The sequence below is a fragment of the Streptomyces sp. AJS327 genome, from assembly GCF_013450295.1.
In the GTDB taxonomy this organism is placed as follows: Bacteria; Actinomycetota; Actinomycetes; order Streptomycetales; family Streptomycetaceae; genus Streptomyces.
Map to the genome: position 1 here is coordinate 1301876 of NZ_SKBR01000002.1, position 15430 is coordinate 1317305.

The window sequence follows — 15430 nt, forward strand, 5'->3', positions numbered from 1 at the left end:
CGTCGCCGCACCCCCGCACCACGGCCTACGCCGCACCGCGTACCGGCCAACCGCTCTGCCCGTCCTGCCCGTCCGTACGGAGGACCGCGATGGCACCGCTGCTCAGCATGTCCGGCATCACCAAGTCGTTCCCCGGAGTCCGCGCGCTCGACGGCGTGGACCTGGGGGTGGAGGCGGGCGAGGTGCACTGCCTCCTGGGGCAGAACGGCGCGGGCAAGTCCACCCTGATCAAGGTGCTGTCCGGCGCGCACCAGCCGGACGCTGGACGGATCGTCTGGCAGGGGCGCGAGGTCCGGCTGAGCACCCCCCTGCGTGCCATGCGGCTCGGCGTCGCCACCATCTACCAGGAACTGGACCTGGTGGAGCACGTCTCGGTGGCGGAGAACGTCTTCCTCGGGCACGAGGTCGCCACCCGGGGCATCGTCCGGCCGCGCGCGACGCGGGAGCGGGCGGCGGCGCTGCTGGACCGGCTGGGGCACCCGGAGATCGACCCGGCGACGCCGGTCCGCGAACTCCCGGCCGCCGCCGCGCAGATCGTCTCCATGGCGCGGGCGCTCTCGCACGACACCCGGCTCATAGTGATGGACGAGCCCTCGGCCGCGCTCGACCCCGACGAGACCGCCAACCTCTTCCGGGTGGTGGCCCGGCTGACCTCCGAGGGCGTCGCCGTCGTCTACATCTCCCACCGGCTGGAGGAGATCCGCCGGATCGGCGACCGGGTCTCGGTGCTCAAGGACGGCCGGGTCGCCGCCCGGGACCTCCCCGCCGCGACCACCCCCACCGCCGACCTGGTCACCCTGATGACCGGGCAGGCCGCGCGGCAGCCCTTCCCGCCCCGCGCGCCGCTCCCTCCCCAAGCCCCCGCGTCCGGGTCCGATCCCGCGCCCCTGGACCCGGACGCGGGCTCAGCCGAACCGGTGCTGCGCGCCGAAGGACTCGCCCGCGAGGGGGAGTTCGCCCCGCTCGACCTGGAGCTGCGCCCCGGGGAGATCGTGGGGCTGGCCGGGCTCGTCGGCTCCGGCCGCTCGGAGATCCTGGAGACGCTGTACGGGGCGCGCCGCCCGACCGCGGGCCGGGTGCTCGTGGACGGGGCGCCGCTGCGCCCCGGGAGCATCCGCGCGGCCGTCCGCGCGGGCATCGGACTCGCCCCGGAGGAGCGGAAGTCGCAGGCGCTGTTCCTGCTGGAGTCGGTGGTGCGGAACGTCACGGTCTCCGCGCTGCCCCGCTTCTCCCGTGGCGGCTGGCTGGACTCGCGCGGCGAGCGGGCCGCGGCCGCCGAGCACACCCGGGAACTGGCCCTGAGCCCGGACGATCCGGAGCGCCCGGTGCGCACGCTGTCCGGCGGCAACCAGCAGAAGGCGGTGCTGGCGCGCTGGCTGCTGCGCGGCTGCCGGGTGCTGCTGCTGGACGAGCCGACGCGCGGCGTCGACGTGGGCGCCCGGGCCGAGTTGTACGCCGTGATCCGCCGTCTCGCGGACTCCGGCGTCTGTGTCCTGCTCGTCTCCAGCGACCTGCCCGAGGTGCTCGGCCTCGCGGACCGGGTGCTGGTGCTGCGCGAGGGACGTGTCGTACACACCGCGCCCGCCCGGCGGCTCGACGAGCGCCGGGTGCTGGACCTGGTCATGGAAGGGAGCGCCTCGTGCTGAGTCCGCCCAGCGCCGACGCGGCGAAGGAGCCCGCGCCGCCGCCGTCCCCGCGCCGCCTCCGGGCCGCGCCCCGGCTCGACCCGCTGCACCTGTCGTTGCTCGGGGTCCTCGCGGTGCTCGCCGCCGTCGGCGCGCTCACCACGCCGGACGAGTTCCTGAGCACGGACAACATGCAGCTGATCCTGACCCAGGCCTCGGTGATCGGGGTGGTGACCGTCGGGGTCACCTTCGTGATCATCGGGGGCGGGATCGACCTCTCGGTGGGCGCGATCGTCGCGCTGGCCTCGGTGTGGGCCACCACCGTGGCCACCCAGGACCTGGGCCTCGGCGGGATGCTGATGTGCGCGGTGCTGGTGGGGCTGGGCTGCGGGCTGGTCAACGGGCTGCTGATCGCGTACGGCCCGATGGTGCCGTTCATCGCCACCCTCGCCATGCTCGCCTCGGCGCGCGGACTCGCTCTCCAGATCAGCGACGGCAAGACCCAGGTGGTCACCGTGGACGCGGTCCTCGACCTGGGTGTCCCCGACTCCTACGTGCTCGGGGTGCCGCCGCTGGTCATCGTGTTCGCGGTGGTGGCTGCCCTCGGCTGGCTGCTGCTGAACCGGACGACCTTCGGCCGCCGCACGGTCGCGGTGGGCGGCAACCCGGAGGCGTCACGGCTGGCCGGGATCGCGGTGCGGCGCCAGCGGCTGATGCTCTACCTGCTGTCCGGGCTCTGCTGCGGAATCGCCGCCTTCATGCTCGTGGTGCTGACCGGCTCCGGCCAGAACACCAACGGAAACCTCTACGAACTCGACGCCATCGCCGCCGCGATCATCGGCGGCACGCTGCTCAGCGGCGGCCGGGGCACTCTCACCGGTTCGGTGCTCGGCGTCCTCGTCTTCACCACCATCACCAACCTGTTCGCCCTCAACAACCTCCAGAGCGACGTCCAGCAGATCGCCAAGGGGGCGATCATCGTCGCCGCCGTCCTGGTCCAGAAGGGTCGTACGACGTCATGACCGAGAATCCACAGCGCTCCGCGACCTCCCGCAGAAACCTGCTCCTCGGCTCGGCGGCCGGTGCCGCGCTGCTCGCCGCCGGATGCACGAGCAACGAGAACAACGACGACGGCGCCGACGGCGGCTCCGAGCAGGCCGGGATCGCCGACGACCGGCCCGGCAAGAAGGTGACCATCGGCTTCGCCGGGCCGCAGGCCGACCACGGCTGGCTGAACGCCATCAACGAGCAGGCGCGGAAGCGGGCCGGGAAGTACGAGGACGTCACCCTGGAGAGCACCGAGGGCTCCAACGACAACGCCCAGCAGATCGGCCAGATCGAGACGCTGATCAACAAGAAGGTCGACGTGCTGGTGATCCTCCCGGCCGACGGGAAGGCGCTCACCCAGGTCGGGCTGAAGGCGATGCGGGCGGGCATCCCGGTCGTCAACCTCGACCGGGTCTTCGCCTCGCAGCAGGCCTACCGCTGCTGGATCGGCGGCGACAACTACGGCATGGGCCTCAACGCGGGCCACTACATCGGGGAGAAGCTCAGAGGGAAGAAGGGCGCGCGGGTGGTGGAGCTGTCCGGGCCGGACAACCTGGAGCTGACCAAACAGCGCACCGAGGGCTTCGACGACGCGCTGAAGAACTACCCCAACATCCGGAAGACCGCCCGCCAGGCCGCCGAGTTCACCGTCGAGTCGGGACAGCGCAAGATGGCCCAACTGCTGCGTGCCGAGACGGAGTTCGACGCGCTCTGGAACCACGACGACGACCAGGGCGTGGGCGCCGAGCGCGCCATCAGGCAGGCGGGCCGCGACGAGTTCCTGATGGTCGGCGGCGCCGGTTCGAAGCGCGCCATGCGGGCCATCAAGAAGGACGACGGCGTGCTGAAGGCCACCGTGCTCTACCCGCCGACCATGGCCGCCTCCGCGATCGACCTGGCCCGCGCCCTCGGCCAGGGCAAGGGGGTGGGCGGACTCGCGGAGTTCGAGATCCCCGCCTCGCTGACCCTCTACTCCGCCGTCGTCACCAAGGAGAACGTCGACGAGTACCTGCCCGTCGGCTTCACGTGACGGTCCCGGCCCCGCGATCCACCCGCAGCACCCCGCGCCGACTGGCCCGGTCGGCGTCCGCGCGTCCCCGAGAGGGAGGAGCCTCATGCCGTACGACAGCACAGTGCCCACCGCCGCCCCCACCATCGGTGTCGGGATGGTCGGCTACGCCTTCATGGGGGCGGCGCACTCGCAGGGCTGGCGGACCGTCAGCCGGGTCTTCGACCTGCCGCTGCGCCCCGTCATGGCGGCCGTCTGCGGCCGGGACGGCGACGGGGTGCGGGCGGCGGCCGAACGGCTGGGCTGGGGCGCGGCCGAGACCGACTGGCGGCGGCTGATCGCCCGGGACGACGTGCAGCTGGTGGACATCTGCACCCCGGGCGAGAGCCACGCCGAGATCGCCGTCGCCGCGCTGGAGGCGGGCAAGCACGTGCTGTGCGAGAAGCCGCTCGCCAACACCGTCGCCGAGGCGGAGGCGATGGCGGCGGCGGCCCGATCGGCCCGCCTGCGGGGCCGGTTGGCGATGGTGGGTTTCAACTACCGCCGCACACCGGCACTGGCGCTGGCCCGGCGGCTGGTGGCCAAGGGCAGGCTGGGCGCCATCCGGCACGTGCGGGTGAGCTACCTCCAGGACTGGCTGGTCGACCCGGACTTCCCGCTGACCTGGCGGCTGCGCCGGGAGCGCGCTGGCTCGGGGGCGCTCGGCGACCTCGGGGCGCACGCCGTGGACATCGCGCAGCACCTGGTGGGGGCACCGCTCACCGGCGTCTCGGCGCAGACCGAGACCTTCGTGCACGAGCGGCCCCTGCCGGTGCCGGGCGAGTCGACCGGCGAGGTCACCGTCGACGACGCGGCGCTGTTCACCGGCCGGTTCGCTTCCGGCGCCCTCGCCTCCTTCGAGGTGAGCCGCGTCGCCGCCGGACGCAAGAACGCGCTGCGGGTGGAGCTGAACGGCACCGGCGGGTCGGTCGGTTTCGACCTGGAGCGGCTCAACGAGCTGTACTTCCACGACCACTCCGACCCGGCCGACGAGTCGGGCTTCCGCCGGATCCTCGTCACCGAACAGAGCCATCCGTACCTGGAGGCGTGGTGGCCGCCCGGCCACGCCCTCGGCTACGAGCACACCTTCACCCACCAGGCCCGGGACCTGCTGCGCGCCATCGCCACCGGCGCCGACCCCGAACCGTCCTTCGCCGACGGCCTCCAGGTGCAGCGGGTGCTCGCGGCGGTCGAGGAGAGCGCGGGGCGCAACGCCGTGCTGACCTCCGTCCCCGGGCCGGGCTGACCGGAACCCGGCGGCCCGCCGTGCTTGGGGCCGCCCCGACGCACCGTGCCACCGAACCACCTCACACCCCACGGAGTACCGTATGCCCCGACAGTTCACCCTGTTCACCGGACAGTGGGCGGACCTGCCCCTGGAGGAGGTCTGCCGCCTGGCCCGCGACTTCGGCTACGACGGACTCGAACTCGCCTGCTGGGGCGACCACTTCGAGGTGCCCCGGGCGCTGAACGAACCCGGCTACGTCGCCGGGCGGCTCGCGCTGCTGGAGCGGTACGGGCTGCGGTGCTGGGCCGTCTCCAACCACCTGGTCGGCCAGGCCGTCTGCGACCACCCCGTCGACGAGCGGCACCAGGCCATCCTGCCCGCGCGGATCTGGGGCGACGGCGACCCCGAGGGGGTGCGGCGGCGCGCCGCCACCGAGCTGTGCGACACCGCGCGGGCCGCCGCCGCGCTCGGGGTGCGCACCGTCGTCGGCTTCACCGGCTCCTCGATCTGGCATCTGGTGGCGATGTTCCCGCCGGTGCCGCCCGGCATGGTGGAGCGGGGCTACGAGGACTTCGCGGAGCGCTGGAACCCGATCCTGGACGTGTTCGACGCGGAGGGGGTGCGCTTCGCGCACGAGGTGCACCCCGGGGAGATCGCCTACGACTACTGGACGACCCGGCGGGCGCTCGACGCGCTCGGTGAACGCCCCGCCTTCGGGCTGAACTTCGACCCGAGCCACTTCGTCTGGCAGGACCTGGATCCGGCCACCTTCCTCTACGACTACCGGGACCGGATCTACCACGTCGACTGCAAGGAGGCCCGCAAGCGGCTGGACGGGCGCAACGGGCGCCTCGGCTCCCACCTTCCCTGGGGCGACCCGCGGCGCGGCTGGGACTTCGTCTCCGCCGGGCACGGCGACGTCGCCTGGGAGGACGTGTTCCGGATGCTCCACTCCATCGGCTACGACGGACCCGTCTCCGTCGAGTGGGAGGACCCCGGGATGGACCGGCTCCGCGGCGCCCCGGAGGCGCTCCGCCGCCTGCGGGCGTACGACTACGACCCGCCCACCTCCTCCTTCGACGCCGCCTTCAGCAGCTAGCCCGCCCGGCCACCGGGCCCGGGCTCCGCCCGGGCCCGTCCCGGCGGCCCACCCGCCACCGCACGCCGCACCACCCACGCGCCCCGTCCCACGTGTCATGCCCAGCACGCCACGCACCACCGGCACCACGGTCACGCGCCGTGCCCTCCACACACGGCGTCGCGAACGGCGAACTCAGCACTGACCGTTACCCCTTCTCAGGAGGACACGCGTGTACAGCAGACCGCGCGGCGCACGACGGCGGAGACTCCGCACCGGCCTGGCGCTCCTGGCGAGCGTCCTGATGGTCGGCGGTGGCCTGGCGGCGGCCCCGGCCCAGGCGGCGCCACCGCCCGGCGGGGCCCCGGCCGCGAAGGCGGCGGACGAGGGATTCCAGCAGGTCACCCTCGCGAAGGGGGTGGAGGAGACGGGCGAGCCGATGACCCTGGCGGTCCTGCCCGACGGCTCGGTGCTGCACACCGCCCGCGAGGGCACCCTGCGGCTGACCGACCGGGGCGGCACCACCAAGGTCGCCGGGGAGATCCCCGTCTACGACCACGACGAGGAGGGACTACAGGGCGTGGGGGTCGACCCCGGCTTCACCGAGAACCGCTTCGTCTACCTCTACTACGCGCCGCCACTGGACACCCCGGCGGGTGACGCGCCGGAGACCGGGAAGGCCGAGGACTTCGCCCCGTTCGACGGCGTCAACCGGCTCTCCCGCTTCGTCCTGCGCGAGGACGGCACCCTGGACACCGACAGTGAGCGGACCATCCTGGACGTCCCGGCCAACCGGGGCATCTGCTGCCACGTCGGCGGGGACATCGCCTTCGACAAGGACGGCAACCTGCTGCTGTCCACCGGCGACGACTCCAACCCCTTCCAGTCCGACGGCTACACCCCGATCGACGAACGCGCCGACCGCAACCCCGCGTTCGACGCCCAGCGCTCCTCGGCCAACACCAACGACCTGCGCGGGAAGATCCTGCGGATCACGGTCCAGGAGGACGGCACGTACGAGGTGCCGGAGGGCAACCTGTTCGCGCCGGGCACCGAGCGGACCCGGCCGGAGATCTACGCGATGGGCTTCCGCAATCCGTTCCGGATGAGCGTCGACAAGCCGACCGGCACCATCCTCGTCGGTGACTACGGGCCGGACGCGGGCACCGCCGACCCGGCCCGCGGCCCCGCCGGGCAGGTCGAGTTCAACCGGATCACCGAACCCGGCAACTACGGCTGGCCGTACTGCCACGGCGACAACGACCCCTACGTGGACCACGACTTCGCGGACGGCTCCTCCGGCGAGAGCTTCGACTGCGCCGCCCCGCGGAACGAGTCGCCGCACAACACCGGGCTGACCGAACTGCCCGCCGCCAAACCCGGCTGGATCTCCTACGACGGCGCCTCCGTACCGGAGTTCGGGGACGGCTCCGAGTCCCCGATGGGCGGCCCCGTCTACCGGTTCGACCCGGACCTCGACTCCGCGGTGAAGTTCCCCGAGGAGTACGACGGGGACTTCTTCGCCGGTGAGTTCGGGCGCCAGTGGATCAAACGGATCGAGCAGGGCGCCGACGGCGCCCCCGGCGCCATCCACGACGTGCCCTGGGAGGGCACCCAGGTGATGGACATGGAGTTCGGCCCGGACGGCGCGCTGTACGTCCTGGACTACGGCACCGGCTACTTCGCCGGGGACGAGAACTCCGCCGTCTACCGCATAGAGGCCACCACCGGCGGGCACTCCCCGATCGCCCAGGCCACCGCCGACGTGACCAGCGGGACCGCGCCCCTCCAGGTCGCGTTCTCCTCCGAGGGCACCAGCGACGCCGACGGCGACGACCTCAGCCTCAGCTGGGACTTCGGGGACGGCGGCGGCTCCACCGAGGCCAACCCCACCCACACCTACACCGAGAACGGCAGCTACACGGCGACGCTCACCGCCGAGGACCCCTCCGGGGCCACCGGCACCGCCAGCGTGCACGTGACGGTGGGGAACACCGCGCCCACCGTCGAGCTGAAACTGCCCCGGGACGGGCAGCCGTTCGCTTTCGGTGACGAGATCCCCTTCGAGGTCACGGTGACCGACCCGGAGGACGGCGAGATCGACTGCGAGCGGGTGGAGGTCTCCTACGTCCTGGGTCACGACAGCCACGGCCATCCGATCACCAGCGCCACCGGCTGCTCCGGCACCCTCAAGACCTCCAGCGACGGTGAACACGACCCCAACGCCAACATCTTCGGGGTCATCGACGCCCGCTACACCGACGGTGGCGGAGGCGGGCAGCCGCCGCTCACCGGCGGCGCGCAGAGCGTCCTCCAGCCCGAGCACCGGCAGGCCGAGCACCACAGCGAGGCGGCCGACGGCGTCACCGTCGGCGAAGCCGAGGGCGCCGAGGGCGGCAAGGCCGTCACCGGGGCCGAGAACGGCCAGTGGATCGCCTTCGACCCCTACGTGCCAGGCGACGCCGCCGAGTTGACCGCCCGGGTCCGCTCCGCGGGGGAGGGCGCGCTGGAGGTCCGCGCCGGAGCCCCGGACGGCACGCTGCTCGGCACCGCGAAGGTCGGTGCCGGTGACGGCTGGAGCGAGGTGAGCACCGCGCTCAGCGGCGCCCCGGAGGGATCCGTCCCGCTGTACCTGGTCTTCACCGGCGGTGCGGGAGCGCTGTACGACGTGGACAGCTTCACCGTGACGCGGAACTGACCGCCCACCCGCCCGTCCCGCGACCGGCCTTCGCGGGGCGGGCGGACGGCCCGGACGGCACACGCGAGAACACGCGAGAACAGGGCACGAGCGAGCACGGCGGGACACCGAGCGGGAGGGGGTGGCGGAACCGGCGGCGGTGGACGGGCCGGACGCGCGCACCCGGCGCGGCCGGGCCGTCCGCGCCGGGCACGGACGACACGGATAACACGGATAACACTGACAAGGGGCATCACCCATGCGTCGTACGGCACGGAACGCGGTGCTGGCGGTGGCGCTGCTCCTCGGCGCCTCGGCCCTCCCCGCGCAGGCGGCACAGCAGCGGGAGGCGGCCGGGAGCCGGGACGGAGAGCGGCCACCCCCGGCGGCGGCACAGCGCGAACGGGATCCCGGCGCGGGCCTGGAGGACCGGAACCTCCTGGTCTTCTCCAAGACCGCCGGATACCGGCACGACTCCATCCCCGACGGGATCGCGGCCCTGGAGGAGCTGGGCGCGGAGCACGGGTTCACCGTCGACAGCACCGAGGACGCGGGCGCGTTCACCCCGGAGAACCTCGCCGGGTACGACGCCGTGGTCTTCCTCTCCACCACCGGCGACGTGCTGGACGACACCCAGCAGGCCGCGTTCGAGGGGTACGTCTCCGACGGCGGCGGGTTCGTCGGCGTGCACGCGGCGGCCGACACCGAGTACGACTGGCCCTGGTACGGCGAGCTGGTGGGCGCGTACTTCGCCGCGCACCCCGCCGTCCAGCCCGCCACCGCCACGGTGGAGGACCACGCCCACCCGGCCACCGCGCACCTCGGCCCGCTCTGGCGGCGCACCGACGAGTGGTATGACTACCGCTCCAGCGTGCGCGACCGGGCGCGCGTCCTCGCCTCCCTCGACGAGGACTCCTACACCGGCGGCACCATGGGCGAGGACCATCCGATCGCCTGGTGCCAGGAGTACGCGGGTGGCCGGTCGTTCTACACCGGCGGTGGCCACACCGGCGAGTCCTTCGCCGAGGAGGACTTCCGCACCCACCTGCTGGGTGGCGTCCGTTACGCGAGCGGGGCCGCGTCCGCGGACTGCCGCGCCGAGCGGGACTACACCCCGCTCTTCGACGGCGGCGGCACGGATGGCTGGAAGCAGGCGGGCCCCGGCTCCTTCGAGCTGGGCGAGGACGGCAGCCTCACTACCGTGGGAGGCATGGGGCTGCTCTGGTACGAGAAGCGGGAGTTCGGTTCGTACTCGCTCAAGCTCGACTGGCGGATGTCCGGAGACGACAACTCCGGGGTCTTCCTGGGCTTCCCCGCCTCCGACGACCCCCAGTCCGCCGTGGACAACGGCTACGAGGTCCAGATCGACGCCACCGACGCGCCGGACCGGACCACCGGCTCGGTCTACGGGTTCCAGGCCCCCGACGCGGCGGCGCGAGACGCCGCGCTCAACCCGCCGGGGGAGTGGAACACCTTCGAACTCCGCGTCGAGGGCGAGCGGTTGCGGGTCTGGCTGAACGGCCAGCAGGTCAACGACTTCACCAACACCGACCCGGCGCGCAGCCTCACCGACGGCCACATCGGCCTCCAGAACCACGGCGACGGCGACGAGGTCGCCTTCCGCGACGTCCGGGTGCGGGAACTGCCCGACGGGGGTGGTCGCTAGCCACGATCCACCGGCGACCGGTCCGGGCCCGCGCGTCGGAGCCGAACCGTCCGGCGCGTCGGCACCCGGCCCGTGTGGGGCTGGCCGGGCGCACCGCGTGACCGGCCACCGCACGACCCCGCGTCCCGCCCCGCGCCCGGCGGCGGGCGCGGGGCTCCGGCGGCTCCACGCCCGGGAGCCAGCACGGGGGAGCACGGCGACGGGGGAGCCGGGCGCCGCGGCGGGCGGCCGGATCCGCCGCCACCGCGGGGGAACCAGACGAGCCAGCACAGCCCAGGACGACCCAGGACGACCAGGGAGGCCCCGTGACCCAGGACCGCACATCCCCGCGCGCCCCCTCCGGACCGCGCGTCGGTGTCTGGCTGATCGGAGCGCGCGGCTCCGTCGCCACCACCGCCGTCGCCGGTCACGCCGCCGTCACCGCCGGACTGCACCCACCCACCGGAATGGTCACCGAGACCGGGGTGTTCGCCGGATGCGGGCTGCCGCCCCTGGAGAACCTGGTCTTCGGCGGGCACGACCTCGCGTCCCGCCCGCTCCCGGAGCGCGCCGAGGACCTGGTCCTGGCCGGCGTGCTGCCCCCCGGTCTCCCGGCCGCCACGCGGGCCCAACTCGCCGCCGCCGACGCGGAGATCCGCCCCGGCGTGGGCGGCCCGCCGCCCGCCGGAGCCGCCCCGGACGGGCCGGGCCCGCTGCCCGGCCCCCCGGCCGGAGCCGAGGCGTGGGGCCGGGCCCGCACCGAGGAGCAGATCGCGGCGGTCACCGCCGACCTGACGGCCTTCGCCCGCGACCACCAACTGGACCGCACCGTCGTCGTCAACGTCGCCTCGACCGAGCCCGCGCCCGGCCCCGGCGACCCGCCGCCCAGCTCCCGGTACGCCGCGGCGGCGCTCCGCGCCGGATGCGCCTACGTCAACTTCACGCCCTCGTCCGGGCTTCGGCACCCGGCGCTCGCCGAGGCCGCCAGTGCCTCCGGGCCGCCGCACGCCGGACGGGACGGCAAGACCGGCCAGACCCTGCTGCGGTCGGTGCTGGCGCCGATGTTCGCGCAGCGCGCCCTGACCGTCCGCGCCTGGTCCGGAACGAACGTGCTGGGCGGGGGAGACGGCGCCGCCCTCGCCGACCCGGGCGCGGCGGCGGCGAAGAACGCCGGCAAGTCCCGGGTGCTCACCGACGTCCTCGGCCACCTCCCCGAGGGCGCCTCGCACATCGACGACGTGCCCGCGCTGGGCGACTGGAAGACCGCCTGGGACCACATCGCCGTCGACGGCTTCCTCGGCACCCGCGCCGTGCTCCAGACCACCTGGCAGGGCTGCGACTCGGCGCTCGCCGCCCCGCTCGTCCTCGATCTGGCGCGGATCCTGGCCCGCGCCCACCACCTCGGCTGGGGCGGCCCACTGGACGGTCTCGGGTTCTTCTTCAAGGACCCCGACTCCGGCCCCAGCGCCCTGCCCGACCAGTGGCGGGACCTGCTGGATCTGGCCGGCCGGCTGCGGGCGGCGGCGTGAGCCCCGGCACCGGCCGCGCCTGGGCCGAACTCCTGCGCCTGCCCGCCGTGTTGAGCGTCCCCGGTGACGCGCTGGCGGGCGCGGCGGCGGTCGGCGGCCGCCCCCACCGGGGCACCGCGCTCGCCGTGGGCTCCGCGCTCTGTCTCTACGAGGCGGGCATGGCGCTCAACGACTGGGCGGACCGCGCCGTCGACGCGGTCGAGCGCCCCGAACGCCCCCTGCCCTCCGGCCGGATCGCGCCCGGCGCGGCGCTGGCCGCCTCCGCCGCGCTGACCGGCGCCGGGCTCGGCCTCGCCGCGCTCGCCGGACGGCCCGCGCTGGGCGTCGCCGGGGCACTGGCCGCCACCGTCTGGGCCTACGACCTGCGGCTGAAGCACACCGTCGGCGGACCGGCCGCGATGGGCGCCGCCCGCGCCCTCGACCTGCTGCTCGGCGCGGTCGCCACCGCCCACCCGAGGGCGACCGCCCGCCCCGCGTCCGCCGCGCTGCCCTCGGCGGCGCTGCTCGGCTCCCACACCGTCGCCGTCACCGCCGTCTCCCGGCGCGAGGCGGAGGGCGGCCGCCCCGGGATCCCGGTGGCGGCGGCGCTCGCCGCGGGCCTCATCACGAGCCGCGCGGCGCCCTGGCGGCCCGCCCGCCCCGCCTCCACCGCCCACCTCACGGCCCGCGCCGCGGCCGGCGGCTACCTCGCCACCTTCGCCGGGCCGCTGGCCCGCGCCGCGCTCCACCCCACCCCGCCGTCGCTCCAGCGGGCGGTCGGCGGTGGCATCCGCGCCACCATCCCCCTCCAGTCCGCGCTCACCGCCCGGGCGGGCTCCCCGGTGACCGCCGGAACGCTGCTCGCCCTGCTGCCCCTCGCCCGCCGCCTCTCCCGGAAGGTCAGCCCCACATGAGCACCGCACCCCACCCACTGAGCCCGCTGCCCACACCCGACCGGGACACCCCGCTCCGCCCGGCGCCGCTGCGCTACGCGTACGGCACCAACGGCCTCGCGGACCTGCGGCTGCCGGACGCGCTCCGGCTGCTCGCCGACCTCGGTTACGACGGCGTCGGGCTGACCCTCGACCACATGCACCTCGACCCCCTCGCCCCCGACCTGCCCGCACGCACCGCCGAGACCGCCCGGCTGCTGGCGGCGCACGACCTCACCGTGACCGTGGAGACCGGCGCCCGCTACGTGCTCGACCCACGCCGCAAACACCATCCCACCCTGCTGGATCCCGACCCCGACGCGCGCGCCCGCCGCCTCGGGCTGTTACGCGTCGCCGTCCGGGTGGCGGCCGAACTCGGCGCCCACGCCCTGCACTTCGCCAGCGGCCCACGCCACCCCGACACCCCCGGGGACGAGGCGTGGGCGCTGCTCGCGGACGCCGTGGCCGCGTTGCTGCCGCAGGCCGAGACCGCTGGCGTCCCCCTCGCCGTCGAACCCGAACCCGGCCACCTCCTCGGCGACCTCGCCGGGTTCCACCGGCTGCGCCGGGCCCTCGACGGCCCCCAGGCCCTCGGCCTCACCCTGGACCTCGGCCACTGCCACTGCCTGGAACCCGAGTCGCCCGCCGCCTGCGTCCGCGCCGCCGCACCCTGGCTGCGGCACGTGCAGATCGAGGACATGCGGCGCGGTGTGCACGAGCATCTGCCGTTCGGCGAGGGCGAGATGGACTTCCCCCCGGTACTCCGGGAGCTGCGCCGCATCCGCTACCGGGGCCTGGTCACCGTCGAACTGCCGCGCCACTCCCACGCCGGGCCCGAACTCGCCCGGGACTCCCGGAACTTCCTCCGTGAGGCCGAGCGCAGGGCCCGGCGGAGCGCCCGCCCCACCCCGCGCGACCCCTCGGGACCGCCCGGCGGGGGCGGCGGTTCGACCAGCCCCGTCACCCCGGTAGCGCCGTCCACCGCGAGCCCCGGCACGGCCCCTGGCACCGGGAGCGTGACCGAACCCGGCTGCGCCGGGGAGGGGGAGGGGCCGGGAAGAGCCGCGCCCGCCGAGAACGGCGGGAGGCGCGCCCCATGATGAGCCAACTCGCCTCCCTCCGCACCGCGTTGGAGATGCGCCTGGACGCGGCCGCCCGTGCCTGGCTGCACCGCGCCCTGGACGACGCGGCCGACGCCGCCAGCGCGACCCGCCGCCCCGCTGACCCGCCCGGCGGCCAACCACCCCGCTGGGAGCGGCACTTCGCGGAAGCCGGACGGCGCTGCCGCACCACCCACCGCACCGGCCCGGCCGACACCGCCGAGCGGACCGACCCCAGGGAGGCCGCCCGGGTGCTGCTGCTGCACGCCGCCGCCGCCGACGCCCCCACCCTCACCCGCCTCTACGAGCACGGCACCGCCGACGAACGCCGCGCCGTCCTGCGGGCCCTGCCCCACCTCGTCACCGGCCCGGACGCGCTGCCGCTGGTGGAGGACGCCCTCCGCACCCACGACACCCGGCTGCTCGCCGCCGCCGTCGGCCCCTACGCCGCCGCCCACCTGGACCCGCACGCCTGGCGGCACGCCGTCCTCAAGTGCCTGTTCACCGGTGTCCCGCTGAGCGCCGTAGCCCACCTCGGACGGCGGGCCCACGGCGACACCGAACTCGCCAGGATGCTCACCGCCTACGCCGACGAGCGCCGCGCCGCCGACCGCCCCGTCCCCGCCGACCTGCACCGGGCGCTGGAGTCCGCCCGGGGCAACGGCCCGCGCCCCCAGGAGCCCTGATGCGCATCTTCGACCCGCACATCCACATGACCTCCCGCACCACCGACGACTACACCGCGATGTACGAGGCCGGGGTCCGCGCGCTCGTCGAACCCGCCTTCTGGCTCGGCCAGCCCCGCACCTCGCCCGCCAGTTTCACCGACTACTTCGACGCGCTGCTCGGCTGGGAGCCCTACCGCGCCGCCCAGCACGGCGTCGCCCACCACTGCGCGCTCGCCCTCAACCCGAAGGAGGCCAACGACCCACGCTGCGTCCCGGTCCTGGACACGCTCCCGCGCTACCTGATCAAGGACCGCGTCGTCGCCGTCGGCGAGGTCGGCTACGACTCCATGACTCCCGCCGAGGACCACGCCCTCGCCGCGCAGCTCGAACTCGCCGCCGACCACGAGCTGCCCGCCCTCGTCCACACCCCGCACCGCGACAAGGCCGCCGGACTCGCCCGCACTCTCGACGTCCTCCGCGAGTCCCGGCTGCCCGCCGAACGCGTCCTGCTCGACCACCTCAACGAGACCACCGTGCGCGCCGCCGCCGACAGCGGCTGCTGGCTCGGCTTCTCCATCTACCCGGACACCAAGATGGACCCGCGCCGCATGGTCCGCCTGCTCCGCTCGCACGGCACCGCCCGGGTGCTGGTCAACTCGGCCGCCGACTGGGGTCGCAGCGACCCCCTCAAGACCCGGGAGGTCGCCGACGCCATGCTGGACGGCGGCTTCACCCACGACGAGGTCGACCTCGTCGTGTGGCACAACCCGGTCGCCTTCTACGGCCAGAGCGGACGCCTCGAACTGGAGGTCCCCGCACCCGCCGCCGACGCGCTGCACGAGGGCAACTCCGTGCTGCGCGGCGGAGAGTGAGG

The 15430-nt window shown here is 74.7% G+C and carries 12 protein-coding genes; all 12 read left to right on the forward strand.

Going from position 1 to position 15430, the window contains the following annotated elements:
- The first annotated feature begins 89 nt into the window (after positions 1 to 89).
- Positions 90 to 1646 carry a sugar ABC transporter ATP-binding protein gene (locus E0L36_RS15225; RefSeq protein ID WP_180929562.1) on the forward strand — a complete coding sequence of 519 codons (1557 nt, stop codon included), beginning with the start codon at positions 90 to 92 and terminating at the stop codon, positions 1644 to 1646.
- Positions 1643 to 2647: an ABC transporter permease gene (locus E0L36_RS15230; RefSeq protein ID WP_180930025.1), complete on the forward strand. Its 1005-nt coding sequence runs from the start codon at positions 1643 to 1645 to the stop codon at positions 2645 to 2647. The genes E0L36_RS15225 and E0L36_RS15230 overlap by 4 nt, the downstream gene beginning before the upstream one ends.
- Positions 2644 to 3702: a substrate-binding domain-containing protein gene (locus E0L36_RS15235; protein WP_180929563.1), complete on the forward strand. Its 1059-nt coding sequence runs from the start codon at positions 2644 to 2646 to the stop codon at positions 3700 to 3702. The genes E0L36_RS15230 and E0L36_RS15235 overlap by 4 nt, the downstream gene beginning before the upstream one ends.
- Before the next feature lie 85 nt (positions 3703 to 3787).
- Complete coding sequence (locus E0L36_RS15240) at positions 3788 to 4966, forward strand: Gfo/Idh/MocA family protein (protein WP_180929564.1); 1179 nt, start codon at positions 3788 to 3790, stop codon at positions 4964 to 4966.
- An 82-nt stretch (positions 4967 to 5048) separates the two neighbouring features.
- Positions 5049 to 6047, forward strand: coding sequence for a sugar phosphate isomerase/epimerase (locus E0L36_RS15245; RefSeq protein ID WP_180929565.1), 999 nt, complete (start codon positions 5049 to 5051; stop codon positions 6045 to 6047).
- A 211-nt stretch (positions 6048 to 6258) separates the two neighbouring features.
- Entirely contained in the window at positions 6259 to 8724 is a 2466-nt protein-coding gene (locus E0L36_RS15250) for a PQQ-dependent sugar dehydrogenase (RefSeq protein WP_308416768.1), read from the forward strand.
- A 238-nt stretch (positions 8725 to 8962) separates the two neighbouring features.
- A complete protein-coding gene (locus tag E0L36_RS15255; protein ID WP_180929566.1) occupies positions 8963 to 10369 on the forward strand; it encodes a ThuA domain-containing protein in 1407 nt (468 codons plus the stop codon).
- 305 nt (positions 10370 to 10674) lie between these two features.
- On the forward strand, positions 10675 to 11877 hold the full coding sequence (locus E0L36_RS15260) for an inositol-3-phosphate synthase (protein WP_180929567.1): 1203 nt from the start codon (positions 10675 to 10677) through the stop codon (positions 11875 to 11877).
- Entirely contained in the window at positions 11874 to 12770 is an 897-nt protein-coding gene (locus E0L36_RS15265) for an SCO3242 family prenyltransferase (protein ID WP_308416769.1), read from the forward strand. Before E0L36_RS15260 ends, E0L36_RS15265 begins: the two co-directional genes overlap by 4 nt.
- On the forward strand, positions 12767 to 13888 hold the full coding sequence (locus E0L36_RS15270; protein WP_180929569.1) for a sugar phosphate isomerase/epimerase: 1122 nt from the start codon (positions 12767 to 12769) through the stop codon (positions 13886 to 13888). Before E0L36_RS15265 ends, E0L36_RS15270 begins: the two co-directional genes overlap by 4 nt.
- Complete coding sequence (locus tag E0L36_RS15275; protein ID WP_180929570.1) at positions 13885 to 14574, forward strand: EboA domain-containing protein; 690 nt, start codon at positions 13885 to 13887, stop codon at positions 14572 to 14574. Before E0L36_RS15270 ends, E0L36_RS15275 begins: the two co-directional genes overlap by 4 nt.
- Complete coding sequence (locus tag E0L36_RS15280; protein ID WP_180929571.1) at positions 14574 to 15428, forward strand: TatD family hydrolase; 855 nt, start codon at positions 14574 to 14576, stop codon at positions 15426 to 15428. Before E0L36_RS15275 ends, E0L36_RS15280 begins: the two co-directional genes overlap by 1 nt.
- Positions 15429 to 15430 lie beyond the last annotated feature (2 nt).

What these genes read in the sequence shown, in the direction of transcription:
- E0L36_RS15225 (WP_180929562.1), top strand. Translation starts at nt 90, where the DNA reads ATGGCACCGCTGCTCAGCATGTCCGGCATCACCAAGTCGTTCCCCGGA.
- E0L36_RS15235 (WP_180929563.1), top strand. Translation starts at nt 2,644, where the DNA reads ATGACCGAGAATCCACAGCGCTCCGCGACCTCCCGCAGAAACCTGCTC.
- E0L36_RS15240 (WP_180929564.1), top strand. Translation starts at nt 3,788, where the DNA reads ATGCCGTACGACAGCACAGTGCCCACCGCCGCCCCCACCATCGGTGTC.
- E0L36_RS15245 (WP_180929565.1), top strand. Translation starts at nt 5,049, where the DNA reads ATGCCCCGACAGTTCACCCTGTTCACCGGACAGTGGGCGGACCTGCCC.
- E0L36_RS15255 (WP_180929566.1), top strand. Translation starts at nt 8,963, where the DNA reads ATGCGTCGTACGGCACGGAACGCGGTGCTGGCGGTGGCGCTGCTCCTC.
- E0L36_RS15270 (WP_180929569.1), top strand. Translation starts at nt 12,767, where the DNA reads ATGAGCACCGCACCCCACCCACTGAGCCCGCTGCCCACACCCGACCGG.
- E0L36_RS15275 (WP_180929570.1), top strand. Translation starts at nt 13,885, where the DNA reads ATGATGAGCCAACTCGCCTCCCTCCGCACCGCGTTGGAGATGCGCCTG.
- E0L36_RS15280 (WP_180929571.1), top strand. Translation starts at nt 14,574, where the DNA reads ATGCGCATCTTCGACCCGCACATCCACATGACCTCCCGCACCACCGAC.